17 protein-coding genes are annotated in these 18,464 nt (G+C 61.2%); 8 read left to right on the plus strand and 9 right to left on the minus strand.

The window, feature by feature from the left end; genetic code table 11:
• Window positions 1-73: 73 nt before the first annotated feature.
• From purB to JL39_RS04635, 4 genes are all read right to left on the minus strand, one after another.
• On the minus strand, window positions 74-1,378 hold the full coding sequence (gene purB / locus JL39_RS04620; RefSeq protein ID WP_037146754.1) for an adenylosuccinate lyase: 1,305 nt from the start codon (window positions 1,376-1,378) through the stop codon (window positions 74-76).
• A gap of 75 nt (window positions 1,379-1,453) precedes the next feature.
• Entirely contained in the window at window positions 1,454-2,203 is a 750-nt protein-coding gene (locus JL39_RS04625) for a DUF2259 domain-containing protein (RefSeq protein WP_037146756.1), read from the minus strand.
• Window positions 2,200-2,889, minus strand: a complete 690-nt coding sequence (gene rpe, locus JL39_RS04630; RefSeq protein WP_037146758.1) for a ribulose-phosphate 3-epimerase — start codon at window positions 2,887-2,889, stop codon at window positions 2,200-2,202. The genes JL39_RS04625 and rpe overlap by 4 nt, the downstream gene beginning before the upstream one ends.
• Window positions 2,890-2,948: 59 nt before the next feature.
• Window positions 2,949-4,022 carry a branched-chain amino acid ABC transporter substrate-binding protein gene (locus JL39_RS04635; protein WP_037148416.1) on the minus strand — a complete coding sequence of 358 codons (1,074 nt, stop codon included), beginning with the start codon at window positions 4,020-4,022 and terminating at the stop codon, window positions 2,949-2,951.
• Between JL39_RS04635 and JL39_RS04640 the strand changes: the two genes are divergently transcribed.
• The 7 genes from JL39_RS04640 to JL39_RS04670 are packed head-to-tail and all read left to right on the plus strand — an operon-like array spanning window position 4,000 to window position 9,916.
• Window positions 4,000-4,689, plus strand: coding sequence for a flavin reductase (locus JL39_RS04640; RefSeq protein ID WP_348270556.1), 690 nt, complete (start codon window positions 4,000-4,002; stop codon window positions 4,687-4,689). The two genes, JL39_RS04635 and JL39_RS04640, sit on opposite strands and share 23 nt — an antisense overlap.
• Before the next feature lie 24 nt (window positions 4,690-4,713).
• Window positions 4,714-5,667, plus strand: coding sequence for a MoxR family ATPase (locus tag JL39_RS04645; protein ID WP_052182761.1), 954 nt, complete (start codon window positions 4,714-4,716; stop codon window positions 5,665-5,667).
• A gap of 5 nt (window positions 5,668-5,672) precedes the next feature.
• Complete coding sequence (locus JL39_RS04650; protein WP_052182679.1) at window positions 5,673-6,929, plus strand: VWA domain-containing protein; 1,257 nt, start codon at window positions 5,673-5,675, stop codon at window positions 6,927-6,929.
• On the plus strand, window positions 6,926-7,252 hold the full coding sequence (locus JL39_RS04655) for an XdhC family protein (RefSeq protein WP_037146766.1): 327 nt from the start codon (window positions 6,926-6,928) through the stop codon (window positions 7,250-7,252). The genes JL39_RS04650 and JL39_RS04655 overlap by 4 nt, the downstream gene beginning before the upstream one ends.
• The gene (locus JL39_RS04660; protein ID WP_037146767.1) at window positions 7,252-7,947 is read left to right on the plus strand and encodes an XdhC family protein; all 696 of its coding nucleotides are present in this window, start codon (window positions 7,252-7,254) and stop codon (window positions 7,945-7,947) included. The genes JL39_RS04655 and JL39_RS04660 overlap by 1 nt, the downstream gene beginning before the upstream one ends.
• Before the next feature lie 4 nt (window positions 7,948-7,951).
• On the plus strand, window positions 7,952-9,586 hold the full coding sequence (locus tag JL39_RS04665) for a molybdopterin-binding/glycosyltransferase family 2 protein (protein WP_037146768.1): 1,635 nt from the start codon (window positions 7,952-7,954) through the stop codon (window positions 9,584-9,586).
• A 3-nt stretch (window positions 9,587-9,589) separates the two neighbouring features.
• Window positions 9,590-9,916, plus strand: coding sequence for a TfoX/Sxy family protein (locus JL39_RS04670; protein WP_037146769.1), 327 nt, complete (start codon window positions 9,590-9,592; stop codon window positions 9,914-9,916).
• A 185-nt stretch (window positions 9,917-10,101) separates the two neighbouring features.
• Here JL39_RS04670 and JL39_RS04675 read toward each other — a convergent pair whose 3' ends face one another.
• The 5 genes from JL39_RS04675 to JL39_RS04695 form a co-directional block, all read right to left on the minus strand.
• Window positions 10,102-10,521 (minus strand): NUDIX domain-containing protein, encoded by a 420-nt coding sequence (locus JL39_RS04675; protein ID WP_037146770.1) that lies wholly within the window; start codon window positions 10,519-10,521, stop codon window positions 10,102-10,104.
• Window positions 10,522-10,527: 6 nt separating this feature from the next.
• On the minus strand, window positions 10,528-12,045 hold the full coding sequence (locus JL39_RS04680) for a DEAD/DEAH box helicase (protein WP_037146771.1): 1,518 nt from the start codon (window positions 12,043-12,045) through the stop codon (window positions 10,528-10,530).
• Window positions 12,046-12,256: 211 nt separating this feature from the next.
• Window positions 12,257-13,564 carry a M23 family metallopeptidase gene (locus JL39_RS04685; protein WP_037146773.1) on the minus strand — a complete coding sequence of 436 codons (1,308 nt, stop codon included), beginning with the start codon at window positions 13,562-13,564 and terminating at the stop codon, window positions 12,257-12,259.
• Between the two features lie 71 nt (window positions 13,565-13,635).
• On the minus strand, window positions 13,636-14,463 hold the full coding sequence (locus JL39_RS04690; RefSeq protein ID WP_037146775.1) for a ferritin-like domain-containing protein: 828 nt from the start codon (window positions 14,461-14,463) through the stop codon (window positions 13,636-13,638).
• 13 nt (window positions 14,464-14,476) lie between these two features.
• Complete coding sequence (locus JL39_RS04695) at window positions 14,477-14,944, minus strand: peroxiredoxin (protein WP_037146777.1); 468 nt, start codon at window positions 14,942-14,944, stop codon at window positions 14,477-14,479.
• Between the two features lie 110 nt (window positions 14,945-15,054).
• Between JL39_RS04695 and JL39_RS04700 the strand changes: the two genes are divergently transcribed.
• Window positions 15,055-18,447: an AsmA-like C-terminal domain-containing protein gene (locus JL39_RS04700; protein WP_037146781.1), complete on the plus strand. Its 3,393-nt coding sequence runs from the start codon at window positions 15,055-15,057 to the stop codon at window positions 18,445-18,447.
• Window positions 18,448-18,464: the final 17 nt, after the last annotated feature.

Below are 18,464 nucleotides of genomic sequence, written 5' to 3' on the forward strand. Positions count from 1 at the left end.
CCGTAGCTTCCAGGCAAGTCATATGGAAACGCCGCCGGAACAGCCGGCGGCGTCCATCGTCAAACAGCTTCCGTCATTCCCCGAAGACGCGCTTGAAGATCGTGTCGACATGCTTGGTATGGTAGCCGAGGTCGAACTTTTCGCGGATATCCTCTTCTGAGAGTGCCGCGCGGACTTCCGGATCGGCGAGAAGTTCCTCGAGGAAATCCTTGCCCTCTTCCCAGACCTTCATGGCGTTGCGTTGCACGAGCCGGTAGGCGTCTTCGCGGGAAACCCCGGCTTGCGTCAGCGCAAGCAGCACACGCTGCGAATGAACAAGCCCGCGGAACTTGTTCATATTCTTCATCATGTTTTCCGGATAGACGAGCAGCTTATCGATCAGGCTGGTCAATCTCGCGAGCGCGAAATCGAGCGTGATCGTGGCGTCCGGGCCGATCATGCGTTCGACGGAGGAGTGGGAAATATCCCGCTCATGCCACAGCGCAACATTCTCCATGGCCGGGATGGCATAGGAGCGGACCATGCGGGCAAGCCCCGTCAGGTTTTCGGAGAGCACCGGATTGCGCTTGTGCGGCATGGCCGAGGAACCCTTCTGGCCCGGTGAGAAATATTCCTCTGCCTCCAGCACCTCGGTGCGCTGCAGGTGGCGGATTTCGACAGCCAGTCGCTCGATCGACGAGGCGATGACACCAAGGGTGGCGAAGAACATGGCGTGCCGGTCGCGCGGGATGACCTGCGTCGAGACCGGCTCCGGTTTCAGACCCATGGCGGCCGCGACATGCTCCTCGACGCGTGGATCGATATTGGCGAAGGTGCCGACGGCGCCGGAAATAGCACAGGTCGCAATCTCGTCGCGGGCCTCCATGAGGCGGGTCTTGTTGCGGTCGAATTCCGCATAGGCCTGGGCGAGCTTCACGCCGAAGGTCGTCGGCTCCGCATGGATACCGTGGCTGCGGCCGATCGTGACCGTGTCCTTGTGCTCGAAGGCGCGACGCTTCAGCGCTTCGAGAAGCCTGTCGATATCGGCAAGCAGAATGTCCGTCGCCCGCACGAGCTGCACGTTGAAACAGGTATCGAGCACGTCGGACGAGGTCATGCCCTGGTGGATGAAACGGCTGTCGGGACCGACGAATTCGGCAAGATGGGTCAGGAAGGCGATGACGTCATGCTTGGTGACGGCCTCGATCTCATCGATGCGGGCAACGTCGAACTGAGCCTTGCCGCCTTTTTCCCAGATGGTCTCGGCGGCCGATTTCGGGATCACGCCAATCGCAGCCAGTGCATCGCAGGCATGCGCTTCGATCTCGAACCAGATGCGGAATTTCGTTTCGGGCGACCAGATGGCGACCATTTCGGGCCGCGAATAGCGGGGGATCATGGGCTTTCGGCTTTCTCAATGGTGTTCGGCGCCGCTGTAGCAAGAAGTGCGAGCAAGCTCAAGTTTGCAGGCGTCTCAACGCAGGTCAGGACTTGCTGTTTTGATCGGAATGGCAATCCAGCGGCCGTCCTGCCCCTCGAAACCGGCGCTGAAAACCATGATGAGGGCGACCTCGATCCGGGCTCCACCGGGAACGACGCCGGTGACGATACCGCCCAAGCGATAGCCGCTAACGCAGCCGCGCGAGGAGGGGATGCGCTGGTCCTCGTGAACCATGTCATCTACCGGCTTTCCATCCCGTTCGCTAAAATGCAGGCGGAGCGAAACGTTTCTTTCGACCAGGCCTTCGCAGCGCGGATCATGCGGTTGCGGGATTTCCTCAAGTACGAGCGTGTTGGGTTCACCGACGGAAGGCACGACGGCCACGCTGCGGTAGCGCAGCCGGTGAGGATCGTTGTCGACTTCGGTGATCGGATTGAACGCGACGAGTTCGCCTGGATGATTGGCGAGTTCATGAGCCTCAATCACCACTTCCGCATCGTTTTGAACCTTCCAGCGGGCTTTGGCTATCGTCGCGTCGTCCTCTTCAAGGCGCACCCGGAAGGGCGTTCCCGGCAGATAGGTGTCCTTGGTGAGATCGAGCACATGGATATTGGCATAGGGAAAACCGGAGCCATCCTGAATGCCGTATTCCTCATAGGCGAAGATCTGGCCGTCGGTGGAAAAGCCGATGGGGTGGATGCTGGCGATATCGGCTGCGGATGTGGAACCGGCGAAGAACATCGCCGCACAGGCAGGAACCGAAGATCGCAAGCGCAATGTCATCTGCGTCCATCCTCCGCCGCAGCTTTCAGCCGCGCGATATTTTCCCGATAGGCCGCGATTCCCTCGCCTTTGTAAACCGCAGAACCCGCGACGAAGACATTCGCGCCGGCAGCGGTTGCTGCTGCGATCGTTTCTGCGGTGATGCCGCCGTCGACTTCGAGCTCGATCGGCCGGCTGCCGATCATTGCCTTCGCAGTGCGGATCTTCTCCACCATCGCGGGAATGAACTTCTGGCCGCCGAAGCCCGGATTGACGCTCATGATCAGGATCAGGTCGATGTCATCCAACACGTTTTCGAGAACGGAAAGCGGTGTTGCCGGGTTGAGTGTGACGCCCACCTTCTTGCCGAGCGCGCGGATCGTCTGCAGCGACCGATGCAGGTGCGGGCCTGCTTCCGCATGCACCGTAATCCCGTCGCAGCCTGCCTTCGCGAAGGCTTCGAGATAGGGATCGGCCGGCGAAATCATCAGGTGGCAGTCGAAGAAGGCCTTGGTATAGGACCGGAGCGACTTGATGACATCGGGACCAAAGGAGATGTTCGGCACGAAATGACCGTCCATCACGTCGAGATGCACCCAATCGGCGCCGGCTTCGATGACGTCGCGCACCTCCTGTCCGAGTTTGGAAAAATCGGCGGCGAGGATGGAAGGTGCGATTCGGATCGCCAAGGGCGTGGCTGGGGTCATGGTCGAAAGAGCTCCGGTTTTCCCCGCCACTTAGCACCGGCAGGCTTCATGAACAATCGTCACTCGGTTGCCGGATGCGAGAGGGCGAAGGCCGATCCGCGCCATTCGAGCAGGCGGAATGGATTCTCCTTCAGTTCCTGGTCGACACCGAAGGCGATCGGGCCTATGGCCGTATTGAAGGAGCCGCTGGCGATTGCCGCGGTCGCTGGCCTGTTGCCAGCCCTCGATATTGCCTGATGCACGACTTCTACCGCGGCATAGGCCGGCAGCACATAGCCATCGGGATCGATATTCCTTGTCTGCAGCGCCGTGATCGCAGCAGCAGCCGAGGGCAGGGTCGCATAATCGGGAAGCGCTACCGCGAGCACGCCGTCACGCAACGGCACAGGCCGGTTGGCGGCACGAAGCGTGTCGCCGCCGATCAATGTCAACGGGATGCCCTCCGATACCGCATCGCGGGCGATGATCGCCATGTCGTTGCGGTCGCCACCGACGAAGACATGCGTGGCGCCCGCCTTGGCGAGGCGGCGTACCAGCGCCACCTGTTGCTCCTGGCCGGGGCGGAAGGTGTCGGTAAAGACCGGCGTGATTCCCATCGGCTCCAGTTGTTGGCGAATGGCGCTGGCCAACTCGCGGCCGTAGATCGTGCCGTCGTCGACGAGCGCGATCGGCTCGGCCTTCCAGAGGTCGAGAATGATTTCGGCAAGCTTTTCCGCCTCGTCGCCTTCGACCGGCGCCATGCGGAAGAAGGGCCAGCCGTTGCGCGAGGCGTCCTCCATGAGGATTTTCGAGCGGACGGAAATACTGATGGCCGGGATCTGCTCCGCCTTCAATTGCGGCAGCGCGGTGGTAAGGGTTTCGACGCAGAGGAAACCGATCGCCGCAGCGGCCCTGGCGTCCACAAGGCTCCTGGCGACGGCAGCACCACTGCTTTCATCACAGCTTTCATCCACCTCGACAACCGTATCGCCTGCCGCCTCGGCTGCAGCACGTGCGCCCTGAACGATCTGGGCGCCGAGAGAGGCATACGGGCCGGAGCGCGGCGCCACGACGCCGATCACCGCAGCCGATGCCGATCCGCATCCGACAAGCGAAGCCAGCAGGCCGGCGATGATGAAACGTCGTGCTGTCATGCTTTGCTCTGGCATTCAACCTCAGGCCACATTTAGCCTTCTCGTCGCCGCCGTCAAAGAGAATCGGCCGGCGATGGTAAAAAGCCGCAATGGACGTGGACATCAAGCATCTTTGCTACCATATCTCGAAAAAGGGGGCTGCGATTGTCCTCGGTGCTTTTATGAGATGCCTTTGTCGGACCAGACTTTTCCCGATCCCGCTATCTATCGCAACGGTATGGCGCGTTATGCCGGCCATGTTCAGGTGGTGACGACGGAATTCGAAGGGGTTCGGCGCGGCGTGACGGTGACCGCAGCGTGCTCCGCCTCGGATAATCCGCCGACCGTGCTGGTATGCCTCAATCACAGCAATGCCAATAACGCGATCTTCGAAAGGAGCGGCATATTCGCATTGAATTCGCTGGCCGCCAGTCATCAAGCACTCGCGACAGCCTTTGCTGGTTTGAGCGGCGTGCCGGCGGGAGAACGTTTCGCACTGGGAACCTGGACAACGCTTGCGACGGGTGCGCCGGTGCTCGCCGACGCCGTGGTGAGCTTCGATTGCCGGCTGACCGACATCAAGCATGTCTCGACGCATTTTGTTATGTTCGGCGAGGTGAAAGCCATCCATTTCGGCCCGGAGGCACCGTCGCTCATCTATCTGGACCGGGGTTTTCGCACGCTCTAGAACGCCGTTTGAAAGGGTATGAATATGCCGGATGGGAAAACGGGCACTTTGCCCACCTCTATTCCCCAATCGATCCCTCGGTCGATCGACGAGACGATCTCGCTCTTGAGCAAAGAGGATTATCTTGCCGGCCGATCGCTCGCGACAGTGATCTTCCTGGCGCTGAAGATGAAACGGCCGCTTTTTCTCGAAGGCGAGGCAGGCGTCGGCAAGACGGAGATCGCCAAGACGCTCGCCAGAGCGCTGGGGCGGCCGCTGATCCGCCTCCAGTGTTACGAGGGCCTCGACATTTCGTCTGCCGTCTACGAATGGAATTATCCGGCACAGATGCTGGACATCCGGCTTGCGGAAGCGACGGGTATCGAGGATCGCGAGCGGCTGGAGGCCGATCTGTTTTCCGAGCGCCATCTGATCCGCCGTCCGGTACTGCAGGCGCTGGGGCAGGCGGGCGGACCGGCGCCGGTTTTCCTGATCGACGAACTCGACCGCACCGACGAGGCTTTCGAAGCTTTCCTGTTGGAAGTGCTCTCGGATTTCCAGGTGACGATCCCGGAACTCGGCACGATCAAGGCCGCCGAGCCGCCGATCGTCATCATCACCACCAACCGCACCCGCGAAATCCACGACGCGTTGAAGCGCCGCTGCCTCTACCACTGGGTTGATTATCCCGATGCGGTGCAGGAGCTGGAAATCATCCGCCGCAAGGTGCCGCAATGCGCCGAGACGCTGTCGCGACAGGTCGTCGCGTATGTACAGAAGCTCAGGACGCTCGATCTCTTCAAGAATCCGGGCGTGGCCGAGACCATCGACTGGGCGACGGCGCTGACCGAACTAGACCGCATCGCGCTCGATCCGGAAACGATTGCCGACACGCTCGGCACGCTCCTGAAATACCAGGACGACATCGCCCGCATCAGGGGAGGTGAGGGCGAGCGGGTGCTCAATGAGGTCAAGGCGGAACTTCTGGCGGCGGGATAGGGAAAATGGCGGCGGGATTGGATGGAGACGCAGCGATCATGCCGCCGGTCCCGGCCGGCGACGGGCGGCTTGCGGACAATCTCGTTTATTTTTCCCGCGTGCTCCGCCGTGCCGGATTGAAGACCGGCCCGGCCGCTGCCGTCGACGCGATCGCTGCCATCGATGCGATCGGCATCGGTTCGCGCGAGGAATTTCACGCAGCGCTTTCGGCTGTTTTCGTCAAGCGCCACGAGGACCAACCGGTTTTCGACGAGGCATTCCGGCTCTTCTGGCGCTCGCGCGATCTCGTTGGCAAGATGATCGCGATGATGTCGCCCCGGGCGGCCGATAACCGCGAGCCGGAAAAGCAGAAAGCCGGTGCTGCCCGCGTCAGCGACGCGTTGACCGCCGACCAGCCGGAAAACCCGAGCAGAAAACCGCCGGAAGTCGAGGTGGATTCCCGCTTCACAACGTCCGCCAGCGAAGTGCTGAAGCGGATGGATTTCGCCCAGATGACCGCCGCCGAATTGGCGCAGGCAAGGCGTGAGCTCCAAAAGCTCGCTTTGCCGCTCGACCAGGTGATGACGCGCCGTTTCCGGCCCTCGAATCGTCCGCAGCGGATCGATCCGCGCGCCACCATGCGCCAGGCGATGCGGAGCGGCGGCGATCTCATTCTTCCGCGCTTCCGGCAACGCCGCAGGGCGCCGCCGCCGCTCGTCGTGCTCGCCGATATTTCCGGCTCGATGAGCCAGTACACGCGCATTTTTCTCCATTTCCTGCATGCGCTGACGGAGAAGCGAACGCGGGTGCATACCTTCCTGTTCGGCACGCGGCTGACCAACGTGACGCGCCAGATGCGTCGTCGCGATCCGGATGAGGCGCTGTCGGGCTGTACGGAGGCCGTGCGGGACTGGTCGGGCGGCACGCGGATCGGCGCAACCCTTGCCGAGTTCAACCGTCTCTGGTCGCGGCGCGTGCTGGGGCAGGGGGCCGTGGTGCTTCTCATCACCGACGGGCTGGAACGCGACGGTGTCGAGGAACTCGAAAAGGAAATGGACCGGCTGCACCGTTCCTGCCGGCGGCTGATCTGGCTGAATCCGCTGCTCAGGTTCGACGGCTTCGAGGCGAGAGCGCGCGGCGTGCGCGCCATGCTGCCGCACGTGGACGAATTTCGCGCCGTTCACAATCTGCGGTCGCTTGCCGATCTCGCGATTGCGTTGTCGGATGATCATACAAAGGCCGCGGACCCGCGGCGCTATCTGGATATGAGGAGGGTCGCATGACTGTTTCCGAAATATTGGACCCGCTGGCCACGGCCGAGAGCTGGAAAGAGGCTGGCCGCGATGTTGCAATCGCCACGGTGATCGACACCTGGGGCTCGGCGCCACGCCCGGCCGGCAGCCATCTCGTCATCGATGGCGAGGGCAATTTCGAAGGTTCCGTCTCCGGAGGTTGCGTCGAAGGCGCGGTCATCACCGAGGCGCTCGACGTGATTTCGACCGGCACGCCGAAGATGCTGGAATTCGGCGTGGCGGACGAGACCGCCTGGCGCGTCGGCTTGTCCTGCGGCGGCAAGATCCGGGTCTATGTGGAAAGGCTCGCCTGATGCGGTTCGAAACACTGAAGAAACTGAATGCGGCCCGGCGCGCGCGCCAGGCGGCGATCGCGGTCACCGACATTTCCGATGGCAAGATACAGGTGATCCTTGAAGGCGAGGACATGTCCGGCCCGCTCGGCGAGGAAATCGCCAAGGCTTTCCGCAGCGGCAAGGCGGGCACAGTGGACGTCGAAGGCCGCTCTCTCTTTCTCAACGTGCATCTGCCGCCGCCGCGCATCGTGGTGATCGGTGCGGTGCATATCAGCCAGGCGCTGGCGCGGCTGGCACCGGTCGCAGGCTATGACCTGACGATCATCGATCCGCGCACCGCCTTTGCGACGGAGGAGCGTTTTGAGGGCGTCGAGCTGATCGCCGATTGGCCGGAGGATGTGCTGAAAGATCGGCCGCTGGACGCCTATACGGCGCTGGCAGCACTGACCCACGATCCGAAAATAGATGATTTCCCGCTGTCGGAGGCGCTCAAGGCCGGCTGTTTCTATGTCGGCGCGCTCGGCAGCCGCAAGACCCATGCGAAGCGTGTCGAGAGGCTGAAGGAAATGGGCCGCACCGATAACGAGATCGGCCGGATTGCGGCACCCATCGGCCTCGACATCGGCGCCGCAAGCCCGGCTGAAATTGCGCTTGCGACGCTTGCCCAGATCGTCCAGGCCTTCCGTCGCCGCGAGCTTGTCGCTGCGGGGTGATGCGATGAAATACGGAACCTTTCAGCTTGAGGAAGCAGGGGGCACGGTGCTGGCGCACAGCATCCGCTTGCCCTCAGGCCGGATATCGAAAGGGCAGGTGCTTTCGCAGGAGGACATTGCCCGTCTTTCTGAAGAAGGGATGACATCCGTTGTCGCTGTCCGGCTTGATCCCGGTGATATGCTGGAGGATGAGGCAGCTGCGGTGATCGCCCGCACGATCGCGCCCGACAACTTGCGGTTTTCCGAAGCGACGACGGGGCGGGTGAATGTTTACGCCAAGATCGATGGCCTCTTCGTCGCCGACAAGGCGGTGGTGGATGCACTGAACCGCATTGATCCGGCAATCACGCTCGCCTGTCTTGCCGATCACGTCGTGGTGCGCGCCGGCGACATGGTGGCCACCGTCAAGATCATTCCTCTGGCGGTTCGCGGCGAGAAGATCGCCCAGGCCGTTTCGCTTCTGGCAGAATCGGTGGCATTCGAGGTAAAAACCTTCCGTCCCCGAGCGGTGACTCTGGTGGCGACCGAACTTCCATCGTTGAAAGCTTCGGTCATGGATCGGACCGCACGGCTTCTCGAACATCGACTTGCATCATCTGGTAGCCGGCTAATAAAAGAAATACGGATTCCACATTCTGCCGATCGCCTGACTGAGGTTCTTCAACAGCTTACGCCGCAGGAAACTAATGAGCCGGCTATGATTATTGTCTTCGGCGCTTCCGCGGTAGCCGATAAGGATGATGTAATTCCGGCGGCTATCCGAGCTGCGGGCGGCGATGTGGAACAGGTGGGCATGCCGGTCGATCCCGGCAATCTGCTGGTACTCGGGAGGATCGGTGACATGCCGGTGCTCGGCGCGCCGGGTTGCGCCCGCTCGCCCAAGGAGAATGGTTTCGATTGGGTGCTGAACCGGTTGATGGCCGGCGAGACGCCCACGTCGTTCGATATCACGGGCATGGGGGTCGGCGGGCTTCTGATGGAAATTCCGACCCGGCCGCGTCCGCGCGACGCTACGACGGAGAAAGCGAAACTTCTCTCGGTGGGGGCCTTGCTGCTTGCTGCGGGGCAGGCGCGGCGCATGGGCAAGGATGGCCCGCACAAGCTGTTGGCGGAATTCGACGGTGTGCCGCTCGTCCGCCGCGTGGCCGAAATGCTGTTGGCCTCGCAGGCCGCGCCGGTCGTTGCCGTCACCGGGCATCGGCGGGAGGAGGTCGAGGCGGCGCTTTCCGGTCTTGATATTCGCGGCCAATTCAATCCGGACTATCCCTCCGGCATGGCAAGTTCGCTGGTCACGGGGTTTTCCGCGCCGGAGCTGGCGTCGGGAGATGGTGTCCTCGTCATGCTGGGAGATATGCCGGGTGTGACGGCGAAGCATGTGAACATGCTTGTTTCCGCTTTCCGCGAGGCGGGTGGCGGTGTGGTGGTGCGTTCCGTCTCGGAGGGAAAGCGGGGCAATCCGATCATCCTGCCGCGCATTGCCTATGACGCGGTCCTGAGGCTTGAAGGCGACGTCGGCGCCCGCGCCATCATCGAGAATTCCGGCCTGTCGGTGATCGACGTCGATATCGGGCCGGCCGCGCATCTAGACGTCGATACGCCCGAAGCGGTGACGGCTGCAGGCGGCATATTGAGGGGGTAGGCGATGGATAATGCCGGCATCGAGGAAATGTTCGAAGGCTTGGGTCCGGTCTCGATCCGTCGCATGTTCGGCGGCAAGGGTGTCTATCACCAGGGCCTGATCGTCGCGATCGATCTGCGCGACGAGGTCCTTTTGAAGGCGGATGAACTGAGCGGTCCGGAATTCGAGGCGGCCGGCGCGCGCCAATGGGTCTATCAGAACAAGAAGGGCACGCCTGTGCCCATGCCCTACTGGTCTGTTCCGGACGCGGCCTATGATGATCCTGACGAGATGCGGAAATGGGTCAGGCTCGCCTTTGAGGCGGCCGTGCGGGCGAACGCGAAAGCCTGAATGCGAAGCGTCGCCGCCGACAGTGCAAGATTTCGCAGGTTGATCGGGAAACTAAGGGAAGCTTATCATCTGCTTCGTAATGGGGACGCGGGCTGCCGAGACTATCGACCAGGATCACGTCCGAGAATAGAAACAAAATGATTTTATCAAGATAGCCGCTCTGGTTCGCCGGAGCGGCGTTGTTCTCATCGCTGATTTGCGAGCTGGGCCAGTGCTTTGACGCAGAAGACCGAAAGCGGCTGCGGCGGGTTCTGCGGATCGAACCAGCCGATCTCCGACAGCTTATCCGGTTCCATGAGCGTCGGTTCGCCGATGAAGTCGCGCGTGACATAAATCATCGAAATCCAGTGCTGCCGGTCGGCTTCGGTTATCTCCTCGGCAGCGCAGAGAAATTCGACTTTGCCGATTCTGAGGCCGCTTTCCTCTTCCGCCTCGCGGCGGGCAGCGTCTGCGGACAGCTCCATAAGGTCGACCTTGCCGCCGACGATGCTCCAGAAACCGGCTTCCGGTGCCTTCATGCGGCGGCACAGCAGAACCTTGCCGTCGTCGCGCAGGATTACGAGCCCGGCGCCTACGCCCGGAAAATCGATGCCCGGTTTTGTCACGTTGAATTAAGCCTTGGCGTTGGCAACGATCAGCATGAAGGCGGGGATATCGTCACCGAAGCCGACCGGGGTCGGGCCATCATCATGATCGCGATGGTAGCGGGCACGACGTTCGCGGTTGTCGTCATTGGCAGGGTTCGGCCGCGTGTTGCGGTTGCCGCTCGCGTTCTGCGGCTTCCTGTCTGTCTTGCGCTCCGGTTTCACGTTTTCCGCCCCCGACTTGTCGAATGCCTCTTCGGCCTCGCCCTGATTATCTTGGTTCTTCGTGTCAGCCCTATGAACAGAGCTGCCGCGGCCCGAATCGCTTCGCCTGCCTCGGCCGCGCTCCTTATCACGATCGCGACCCTTGCGGCCACGCTGATCGTCTTGGCTCTCCATGGGAGCGGGGAGCGCGGAAAGGTCACCGCTCTGCCATTCGATCTTCTCGTTGATAAGCTTTTCGATGGCGTCGAGATATTTGGTGTCGGAGCGGGTAACGATGGTGAAGGCACGGCCCGAACGCCCGGCACGGCCGGTGCGGCCAATGCGGTGGACATAATCTTCGGCATGGATCGGCACGTCGAAATTGAAGACGTGGCCGACGTCCGGAATATCGAGGCCGCGGGCCGCGACGTCGGAGGCCACGAGGAGCTGAATGCCGCCCTCCTTGAAATTCGCCAGCATGGTGGTGCGCGAACGCTGATCCATGTCGCCATGCAGGGCGCCGACCGAGAAACCATGCCGTTCCAGCGAGCGGAACAGATCCGCGACATCTTTCTTGCGATTGCAGAAGATGATTGCGTTCTTGAGGTCGTCCTGCGCCTTGATCAGATCCCGTAGCACCGCGCGCTTCTCGTAATCCTTGTTGTGCGAGGCGACGAGGCGCTGCGTCACGGTCTTGGCGGTCGTCGAGGGTTTAGCCACCTCGATTCGCTCCGGATTTTGCAGGAAGCGGTCAGCCAGCTTCTGGATTTCCGGCGGCATCGTGGCCGAGAAGAACAGGGTTTGCCGGGTGAAGGGGATCATCTTGGCGATCCGCTCGATATCCGGGATGAAACCCATGTCGAGCATGCGATCGGCTTCATCGATAACGAGGATCTCAACCCCGGTCATGAGAAGCTTGCCGCGCTCGCAGTGGTCGAGCAGGCGGCCCGGTGTCGCGATCAGCACGTCGGCACCGCGTTCGAGCTTGCGATCCTGGTCTTCGAAGGAGACGCCGCCGATCAGGAGCGCGACGTTCAATTTATGGTTCTTGCCGTATTTGTCGAAATTTTCGGCGACCTGGGCTGCGAGCTCGCGGGTGGGCTCCAGGATGAGCGTGCGCGGCATGCGGGCGCGGGCTCGTCCCTTTTCCAGAAGCGTCAGCATGGGCAGAACGAAGGAAGCCGTCTTGCCGGTTCCAGTCTGGGCGATGCCGCAGATATCGCGACGCTGCAGCGCGTGGGGAATTGCCCCTTCCTGGATCGGTGTGGGGATTGTGTAGCCCGCGTCGGAGACCGCGGAGAGGACTTTCTGGCTCAGGCCAAGATCAGCGAATGTGGTCAAAGGGAGTTCTGTTTCCGTTCCGGTTCTTAAGCGAACACTGTGCAGGTCGACGCGCGAATGGCTGACGACTGGCCGCGACATAGGACCAAAATGCCCGAAAGTCAAGGAAAGCAGGCAATTCGGCTGCCGGATTGATGAACGAAGATACTAAATAGTCAAGCCGGCTATCGTTTGCGCGGCAGGAAGGTTGTCTTTCGTCAAAACGAAAGGCTCAATTGAGGTATGTCGTGAGCTTCATGCCGGCATTGAGGAAATGGATAGGGTCGACCGGATTGCCGTCGCGGCGGACTTCGTAATGCACATGTGGACCGGTGGAGCGACCGGTGGAGCCTGCCCGCCCGATGACATCGCCGACGGAGACCATATCGCCTTCCTTGACCAGGATCTTCGACATATGCCCATAACGAGTGGTGACGCCCTGGCCGTGATCGATTTCGACCATGTTGCCGTAACCGCCGGAAGGCCCGGCGGTGATGATCTTGCCGGCGCCGGTTGCAACCACCGCCTGGCCGGTATCCGCCTGGAAATCGACGCCTGCGTGAAGGGCCAGCCGGCCAAGAAAGGGGTCGATGCGGTTGCCGTAGCGACTGGTGATCTCATGGCCGGGTGCTGGATTGCCGAAGGGCAGGTCGCGAGCCGTTTCTCGCACGCTTTCCAGCCGTCTGAGTGCTGCGTCGAGCTCGTCGAGCGAAACATCGAAACCGCTGACATCAATTTGCGGCTCGACATAGGGGCCGCCCACACCTTCGCTTGTATCTCCTGAAGCCTTTCGTGCAGGGTCTACCTGAACGCCGGTGCGCTTGAGGATCGCGGCAATCGCATCTGCCGTTGCGGAAGCGTCGGTTGTCAGATTGGTAATCTTGGCGAGCTGTTCCTTCTCTATGTTTTTCAAAGATAGCGTCACATTGGAAAAAACGCGGTCGGCCCGATCGGCAATGTTGTCGCGCAGCGGCACAAACCCGAGCGCACTCTTTGTATCGAGCGGAGTGGCGGAAGTCTTGCCGGAGAGTAGCTTGTCGATGGCCTGGAAGCCGCTTCCTCCGGAAAGCGAGGCCTGCCGCTCCTTCTTGACCGGTTGGAAGGCCGGGGCGGGCATCTCGGGCGCGGTCAATCCGGATTCTTCCGCTCGGTTCAGCAGCGATCCGAGCTTGCCATGTCGATCGAAGAGAGCGTTCTGCTGCTCAAGCAGCTTTTCCACCTTTTGTTCGACGACTTGCTGGTCGAGAAGCTGGCGCGAAGTAATGCGGTCGAGTTGGGCGCGCAGCGCCGCGATACGGTCTTCGTAATCGTGTTGCATGCGGGCCTGGCGCGCCATGGTCGCGCCGACCAGGTCGTCACGGATGACGAGATAGGAGGTCGCCGCAAGGTAGCCGATCGTAAACACACCGAAAAAGCAGAAGGTCAGAGCCGCCATCCAGGGGCGAATGGTCATGTGGCGGATTTTTTCGCCGCTGGCGAGAATGAGGACGTGCTGAGGCGCACGCTTCCCAAACGCCCGTTTTTCGATTCCCTTCGCCACGTGAATCTCCCGGAGATGCAACCCGTTCCGTTGGATCGATTACACATGGTTAAGGTTAATGAATGCTTATTTCAGGCGCTGCTGGTGGACGTGAGGGAGCGGTAGAACGAGGGCGTGAGGCCAGCTTCGGCGCGGGCGATGTCGTTGAACGGCGCTTTGAGGGAGCCGCGGAAATTGGCGCGCACCAGTTGCTGGAATGTCGCTGCCGGATCTTTTCGCTCTCGGGCGCAGAGGAAGCGGAACCATTTCGCGCCGATCGCCACGTGACCCTTTTCGTCATTGTAGATGACATCGAGAATCGCCGCACTTTCCAGATCGCCCGTCTCGCGCATCTTGGCCTGCAGCGACGGCGTCACATCGAGCCCCCGCGCTTCCAGGATGAGCGGCACGACGGCGAGCCGTGCAGTCAGATCGTTGCGGGTCGAGTGGGCTGCCTGCCAGAGCCCGTCATGAGCCGGCATATCCCCGTAATCGGCTCCCAGGTCGTTCAATCGTGCGCGGACCATGCGGAAATGCTTGGCCTCTTCGAACGCGACCTGCATCCAGCCGTCGAAGAAGGAGTTCGGCACCGCTTCGGTCGCAAAGCGGGCGACGATATCGAGCGCCAGGTCGACGGCGTTGAGCTCGATATGGGCGATCGCATGCAGCGTAGCGATCCGGCCGTTCAGCGTATGCAGCGAGCGCTTTTCGACGGCTTTCGGCGGCACGAGTTCCGGCTTTTCAGGTCGGCCCGGCCGCTCGGGCAGCGGCGGATCGAGCGGCGAGCGCAGCGACAGCCGACGTTCGAACCAACGGGTGGCGGTCTCCTGCGCAAGCCGCGTCTTGATGTCGAGATCGGCCGAAAGGATCGCAGTCGTTGCGCCGCCTCTCAGCGACGTGATCGAAAACGTGTCCGTCATCGGATTCCTCTGCTTACAGTGCCTTGAGGCTTTCCAGCACCTCCTCGGCATGGCCCGTGACCTTCACTTTCGGCCAGATCCTTGCGATTCGCCGGTCAGCGCCGATCAGGAAGGTCGTCCGTTCCACACCCATATAGGTGCGACCATACATCTTCTTTTCTTTCCAGACGCCATAGAGATTGGCAAGGGCTGCGTCTTCGTCGGAGGCGAGGATGACCGAAAGCTCGTGCTTCTTGGCGAACTTGTCATGTTTCCTGACGCTATCGGGAGACACTCCGATCACGCTTGCCCCTGCCTTTTCGAATTCCGGCAAGAGCCCGGAGAACGCGATCGCCTCCCTGGTGCAGGCGTCCGTGTCGTCCTTGGGATAGAAGTAGAGCACAATCGGCTTACCCGAATGAGCCTGCAAGGAAACGGTGCCGCCTCCGTCGCGTGGAAGCTCGAAGTTCGGTGCAATGTCGCCGACCATCAAATGGGACATGGATTTCCTTTCTTTTGCCGGTATCTTGAGTGATTGTCGCCGCAATCGGTATATACTGGCCTCCGCGGCGTCCAGATCATTTGCGAGTATGGAAAGATAGTTTCAACCTGATGGCGGAAATTCGCGGAGAAAGGGTCAGTTTCAGCCGGAAGGACATCATTCCGCTGCACGAACTTCCCTCTGCACAGGCGGAAGATCCGATCATCGTCCATTGCCCGCCGCCGCCAAAACGCGTGAAGCGATTCGGCAGGACGGTCGTGCTGCTCCTGATGCTGGTGCTTGTCGCGCTCGGCAGCGCCGTCTTCGCGATCGAAGGCGGAGCAGTCGACGGAGCGCTTTCGACACGCGCCCAAAGCGCGCTCAACGACGCGATCGGCCCGCGTTATGCCGCATCGGTCGGTTCGACTGTCATCCGCTTCGATTCGGGTTTTCGTCTGGCCCTGGAGGCGCGCGACGTCGATATCGTTGAACAGGCAACGGGCAAACATTTGAGCCAGACGGGCGCCATGCGCATGGCGATCGATCCCCTGGCGCTTCTCGGTGGCCGGATCTCCATCAAGCAGATGGAGGCGGAAAACATCCACCTCAACACGGCGCAACTGCCGTCCGGCGATCCGCTGCCGCTGTCCGAGGTGCGGATCGACGCCATGCCCGCTCTGCTCGAACAGGCTTTTCAACGTCTCGACGAGGCGCGTGGTCTCATCGAGCGCACAGGCACGGGTTCTGTTCGTATCTCCGGCATCGAAATCCTGCTGCCTGCCGCCCCGGGGCGGAAACCGATCATGCTGGTCGTCGATAATCTCGAGCTGACCCGCAGCATCGAGGGCGAGGTGGAGATCAATGGTGCGATCAGCCTCAATGGCCGCAAGGCCGTGCTGACGGCTGCGTCCAGGACCGTGGGAGGCGTCACCACATCCCTATCGGCGAAGTTAACGGGTCTCGAGGTCACGTCCTTCCTGCTGCAGCGAACCGAGGAGGGAGCGCCGCGCGAGGGGATCGAAGGTTCGCTCGATCTCGACCTTGCCGCCGTCCGCGCGCGCGAGACCACGAAGCCTGCCATCACCGCAACGCTTCGCCAGTCTCCGGGCTATTTCTATTTCGATGGCCTCCAGCAGACCTTTACCGGCGCCGTCATCAATATCGCCTATGATTTTGCCAAGGATTCGATCGAACTCCTGAAGTCGGAAGCCCGTTTCGGTCCTACGGTCCTGCCGTTCACGGGAGCGGTCATCGATCTCAACCGACTGAATCCGGACGATCAGCGGCTTGGCTTCGGCCTGGACCTTCTGATCAGCAGCGGCACGGCCGTGGGAGCGACCGAAAGCGAACAGCCTGCACAGTTCGATCTCAAGGCGACGGGTCGATACCTCTCGGCTGATCGCGAGCTTCAATTCGATGAAATGGGTGTTTCCAGCCCTCTTGGACGGATGGCCGGAGCTTTGAAAATCCGGTTCGGCGATCAATCGCCGGAAATCAGCTTCGGTGCACAGCTGCCGAACATGGAAGTGACCGGCGTCAAGCAACTCTGGCCCTTCTGGATGGCGCGCAAGCCGCGCGATTGGATCATGGGCAATATGTTCGGCGGGACCGTGACCAATGGCTCGATTGCCGTCTTCATTCCGGCAGGCCGTATGAAAGGCCCTGGCATTCCGATGGAGCTCGACGGGAACGAGCTGCAGATCAGTTTCGATGTTGCCAATGCCCGGATCAACCTCCCCGGCGACATCCCACCGCTCCGTGACATCGAGGGCCGTTTCGATCTGAAAGGACAGGTGCTCCAGTTCGATATCGCCCATGCGGCGTCATTCTTTCCGTCGGGGCGGTCCGTCTCGGTGGAGAATGGCCGTTTCTCCATTCCCGCCACTTATGACAAGCCCTTGATGGCTGATCTTTCGCTGAGACTTGCAGGACCTGCGGACGCAGTGGCGGAACTTGCGAATTTCCGACCGATCAACGCTCTTAGGGGGACAGAGTTCAAACCGGAAGATTTCTCCGGCAATGCCCGGCTCGATCTCAAGGCGCGCATGGGTCTGATTAACGCCCAGAATCCCCCCAAGCCAACCTGGAACGCCCATGTCGAACTCGATGACGTCGATCTCGGCACCGAGTTTTCCGGTCGCAAGATCGGCGCGCTGAACGGAACGCTGGATATCGACACGCAAGCCGCTCGGCTTGCCGCCAGGGGTGAGATCGACGACGTGCCGGCGGATATCACGGTCGTTGAGCCGGTTGATGGCGCATCACCCGTCAAACGCGAGCGGATTATCAAGACGGTGCTCAACAACGACCAGCGAGAGAAGCTGGTTCCGGGACTTTCCGAGATAATCGACGGGACGATCTCTGCGCATTGGATCTGGGTTGATGAAGCCCGCCAGACCGTGGCGCTCGACTTGAGTCGCGCGGCTCTCTCCGTTCCGTGGCTTGGATGGACGAAGGGCGGCGGCATTCCGGCCAAGGCTCAATTCGAGCTTTCCGGAGAGGGGGCTCGCACCGACATCCGCAATTTCGAGCTATCCGGTGATGGTTTTGGCGCGCGGGGAAGCCTGGTGCTCAATAGTGACGAGCTTACTTCGGCCGAGTTCTCCCGTGTCCAGCTTTCGCCTGCGGACAATTATGCGGTCGCCGTGAAGAAAGCGAAGAGCAATTTCGACATATCGATCACCGGTTCCGTAATGGATATGCGGCCGGTCATCACCAGGCTGAGGGCAGAGGAAAAGGGAAAAGGTGGTGGCGGTCGCGACGACGATGACGTAACGGTGCGAGCCAAACTCGACCGCATGATCGGCTTCAACGACCAGACGTTGACCAACGTGTCGCTGTTGGTTTCCAGGCGCGACGGCGATGTCACGACTGCTGATTTCTCTGCCGCGACGGGTAGCGGCCAAGCGGTGATCAGCGAGATGAATGGCGGCAATACGGTCTCCATCACCAGCGGAGATGCAGGCGCGGTGATCCGCTTTACGGATCTTTACGACAACATGCGCGGCGGGCTCCTGAACCTGCGGCTGAAGGCGAATGGTAACGCCTGGACGGGATCTATCGATCTGCGCAACTTTTCGCTCGTCAACGAATCGAAGCTCCAGTCTCTGGTCTCGACACCGGATCAGGAAGGGCGGAGCCTGAGCACCGCGACGAAGCGTAATATCGACGTCACCTCGGCCAAATTCCAGCGTGGTTTTGCGAGCCTTCTTTACCGCGACGGGGCTTTCGCCGTCGAGAACGGCGTGGTGCGCGGCGAACAGATCGGCGCGACCTTCCAGGGACTTGTGCGCGATTCCAGAGGCAATATGAACATGACCGGAACGTTCATGCCCGCCTATGGATTGAACCGTCTCTTCGGCGAACTCCCCTTGATCGGTGCCATTCTCGGCAACGGCCGTGATCGCGGCCTGCTCGGCATTACCTTCAAGCTGGAAGGCCCGTTCGACAAGCCGAAGCTCACCGTTAACCCGCTGTCGCTGATCGCTCCCGGCATTTTCCGGCAGATCTTCGAGTTTCAATAGAAAAAGGGCCGCAGACG

This window comes from Rhizobium sp. YS-1r (genome assembly GCF_000757525.1).
Classification (GTDB): Bacteria; Pseudomonadota; Alphaproteobacteria; order Rhizobiales; family Rhizobiaceae; genus Neorhizobium; species Neorhizobium petrolearium.

What these genes read in the sequence shown, in the direction of transcription:
- JL39_RS04645 (WP_052182761.1), top strand. Translation starts at nt 4,714, where the DNA reads ATGCCGGATGGGAAAACGGGCACTTTGCCCACCTCTATTCCCCAATCG.
- JL39_RS04640 (WP_348270556.1), top strand. Translation starts at nt 4,000, where the DNA reads ATGATGAAACGTCGTGCTGTCATGCTTTGCTCTGGCATTCAACCTCAG.
- JL39_RS04655 (WP_037146766.1), top strand. Translation starts at nt 6,926, where the DNA reads ATGACTGTTTCCGAAATATTGGACCCGCTGGCCACGGCCGAGAGCTGG.
- JL39_RS04635 (WP_037148416.1), bottom strand. Translation starts at nt 4,022, where the DNA reads ATGACAGCACGACGTTTCATCATCGCCGGCCTGCTGGCTTCGCTTGTC.
- JL39_RS04695 (WP_037146777.1), bottom strand. Translation starts at nt 14,944, where the DNA reads ATGTCCCATTTGATGGTCGGCGACATTGCACCGAACTTCGAGCTTCCA.
- JL39_RS04665 (WP_037146768.1), top strand. Translation starts at nt 7,952, where the DNA reads ATGAAATACGGAACCTTTCAGCTTGAGGAAGCAGGGGGCACGGTGCTG.
- JL39_RS04690 (WP_037146775.1), bottom strand. Translation starts at nt 14,463, where the DNA reads ATGACGGACACGTTTTCGATCACGTCGCTGAGAGGCGGCGCAACGACT.
- JL39_RS04660 (WP_037146767.1), top strand. Translation starts at nt 7,252, where the DNA reads ATGCGGTTCGAAACACTGAAGAAACTGAATGCGGCCCGGCGCGCGCGC.
- JL39_RS04625 (WP_037146756.1), bottom strand. Translation starts at nt 2,203, where the DNA reads ATGACATTGCGCTTGCGATCTTCGGTTCCTGCCTGTGCGGCGATGTTC.
- rpe (WP_037146758.1), bottom strand. Translation starts at nt 2,889, where the DNA reads ATGACCCCAGCCACGCCCTTGGCGATCCGAATCGCACCTTCCATCCTC.
- JL39_RS04650 (WP_052182679.1), top strand. Translation starts at nt 5,673, where the DNA reads ATGGCGGCGGGATTGGATGGAGACGCAGCGATCATGCCGCCGGTCCCG.
- JL39_RS04700 (WP_037146781.1), top strand. Translation starts at nt 15,055, where the DNA reads ATGGCGGAAATTCGCGGAGAAAGGGTCAGTTTCAGCCGGAAGGACATC.
- purB (WP_037146754.1), bottom strand. Translation starts at nt 1,378, where the DNA reads ATGATCCCCCGCTATTCGCGGCCCGAAATGGTCGCCATCTGGTCGCCC.
- JL39_RS04670 (WP_037146769.1), top strand. Translation starts at nt 9,590, where the DNA reads ATGGATAATGCCGGCATCGAGGAAATGTTCGAAGGCTTGGGTCCGGTC.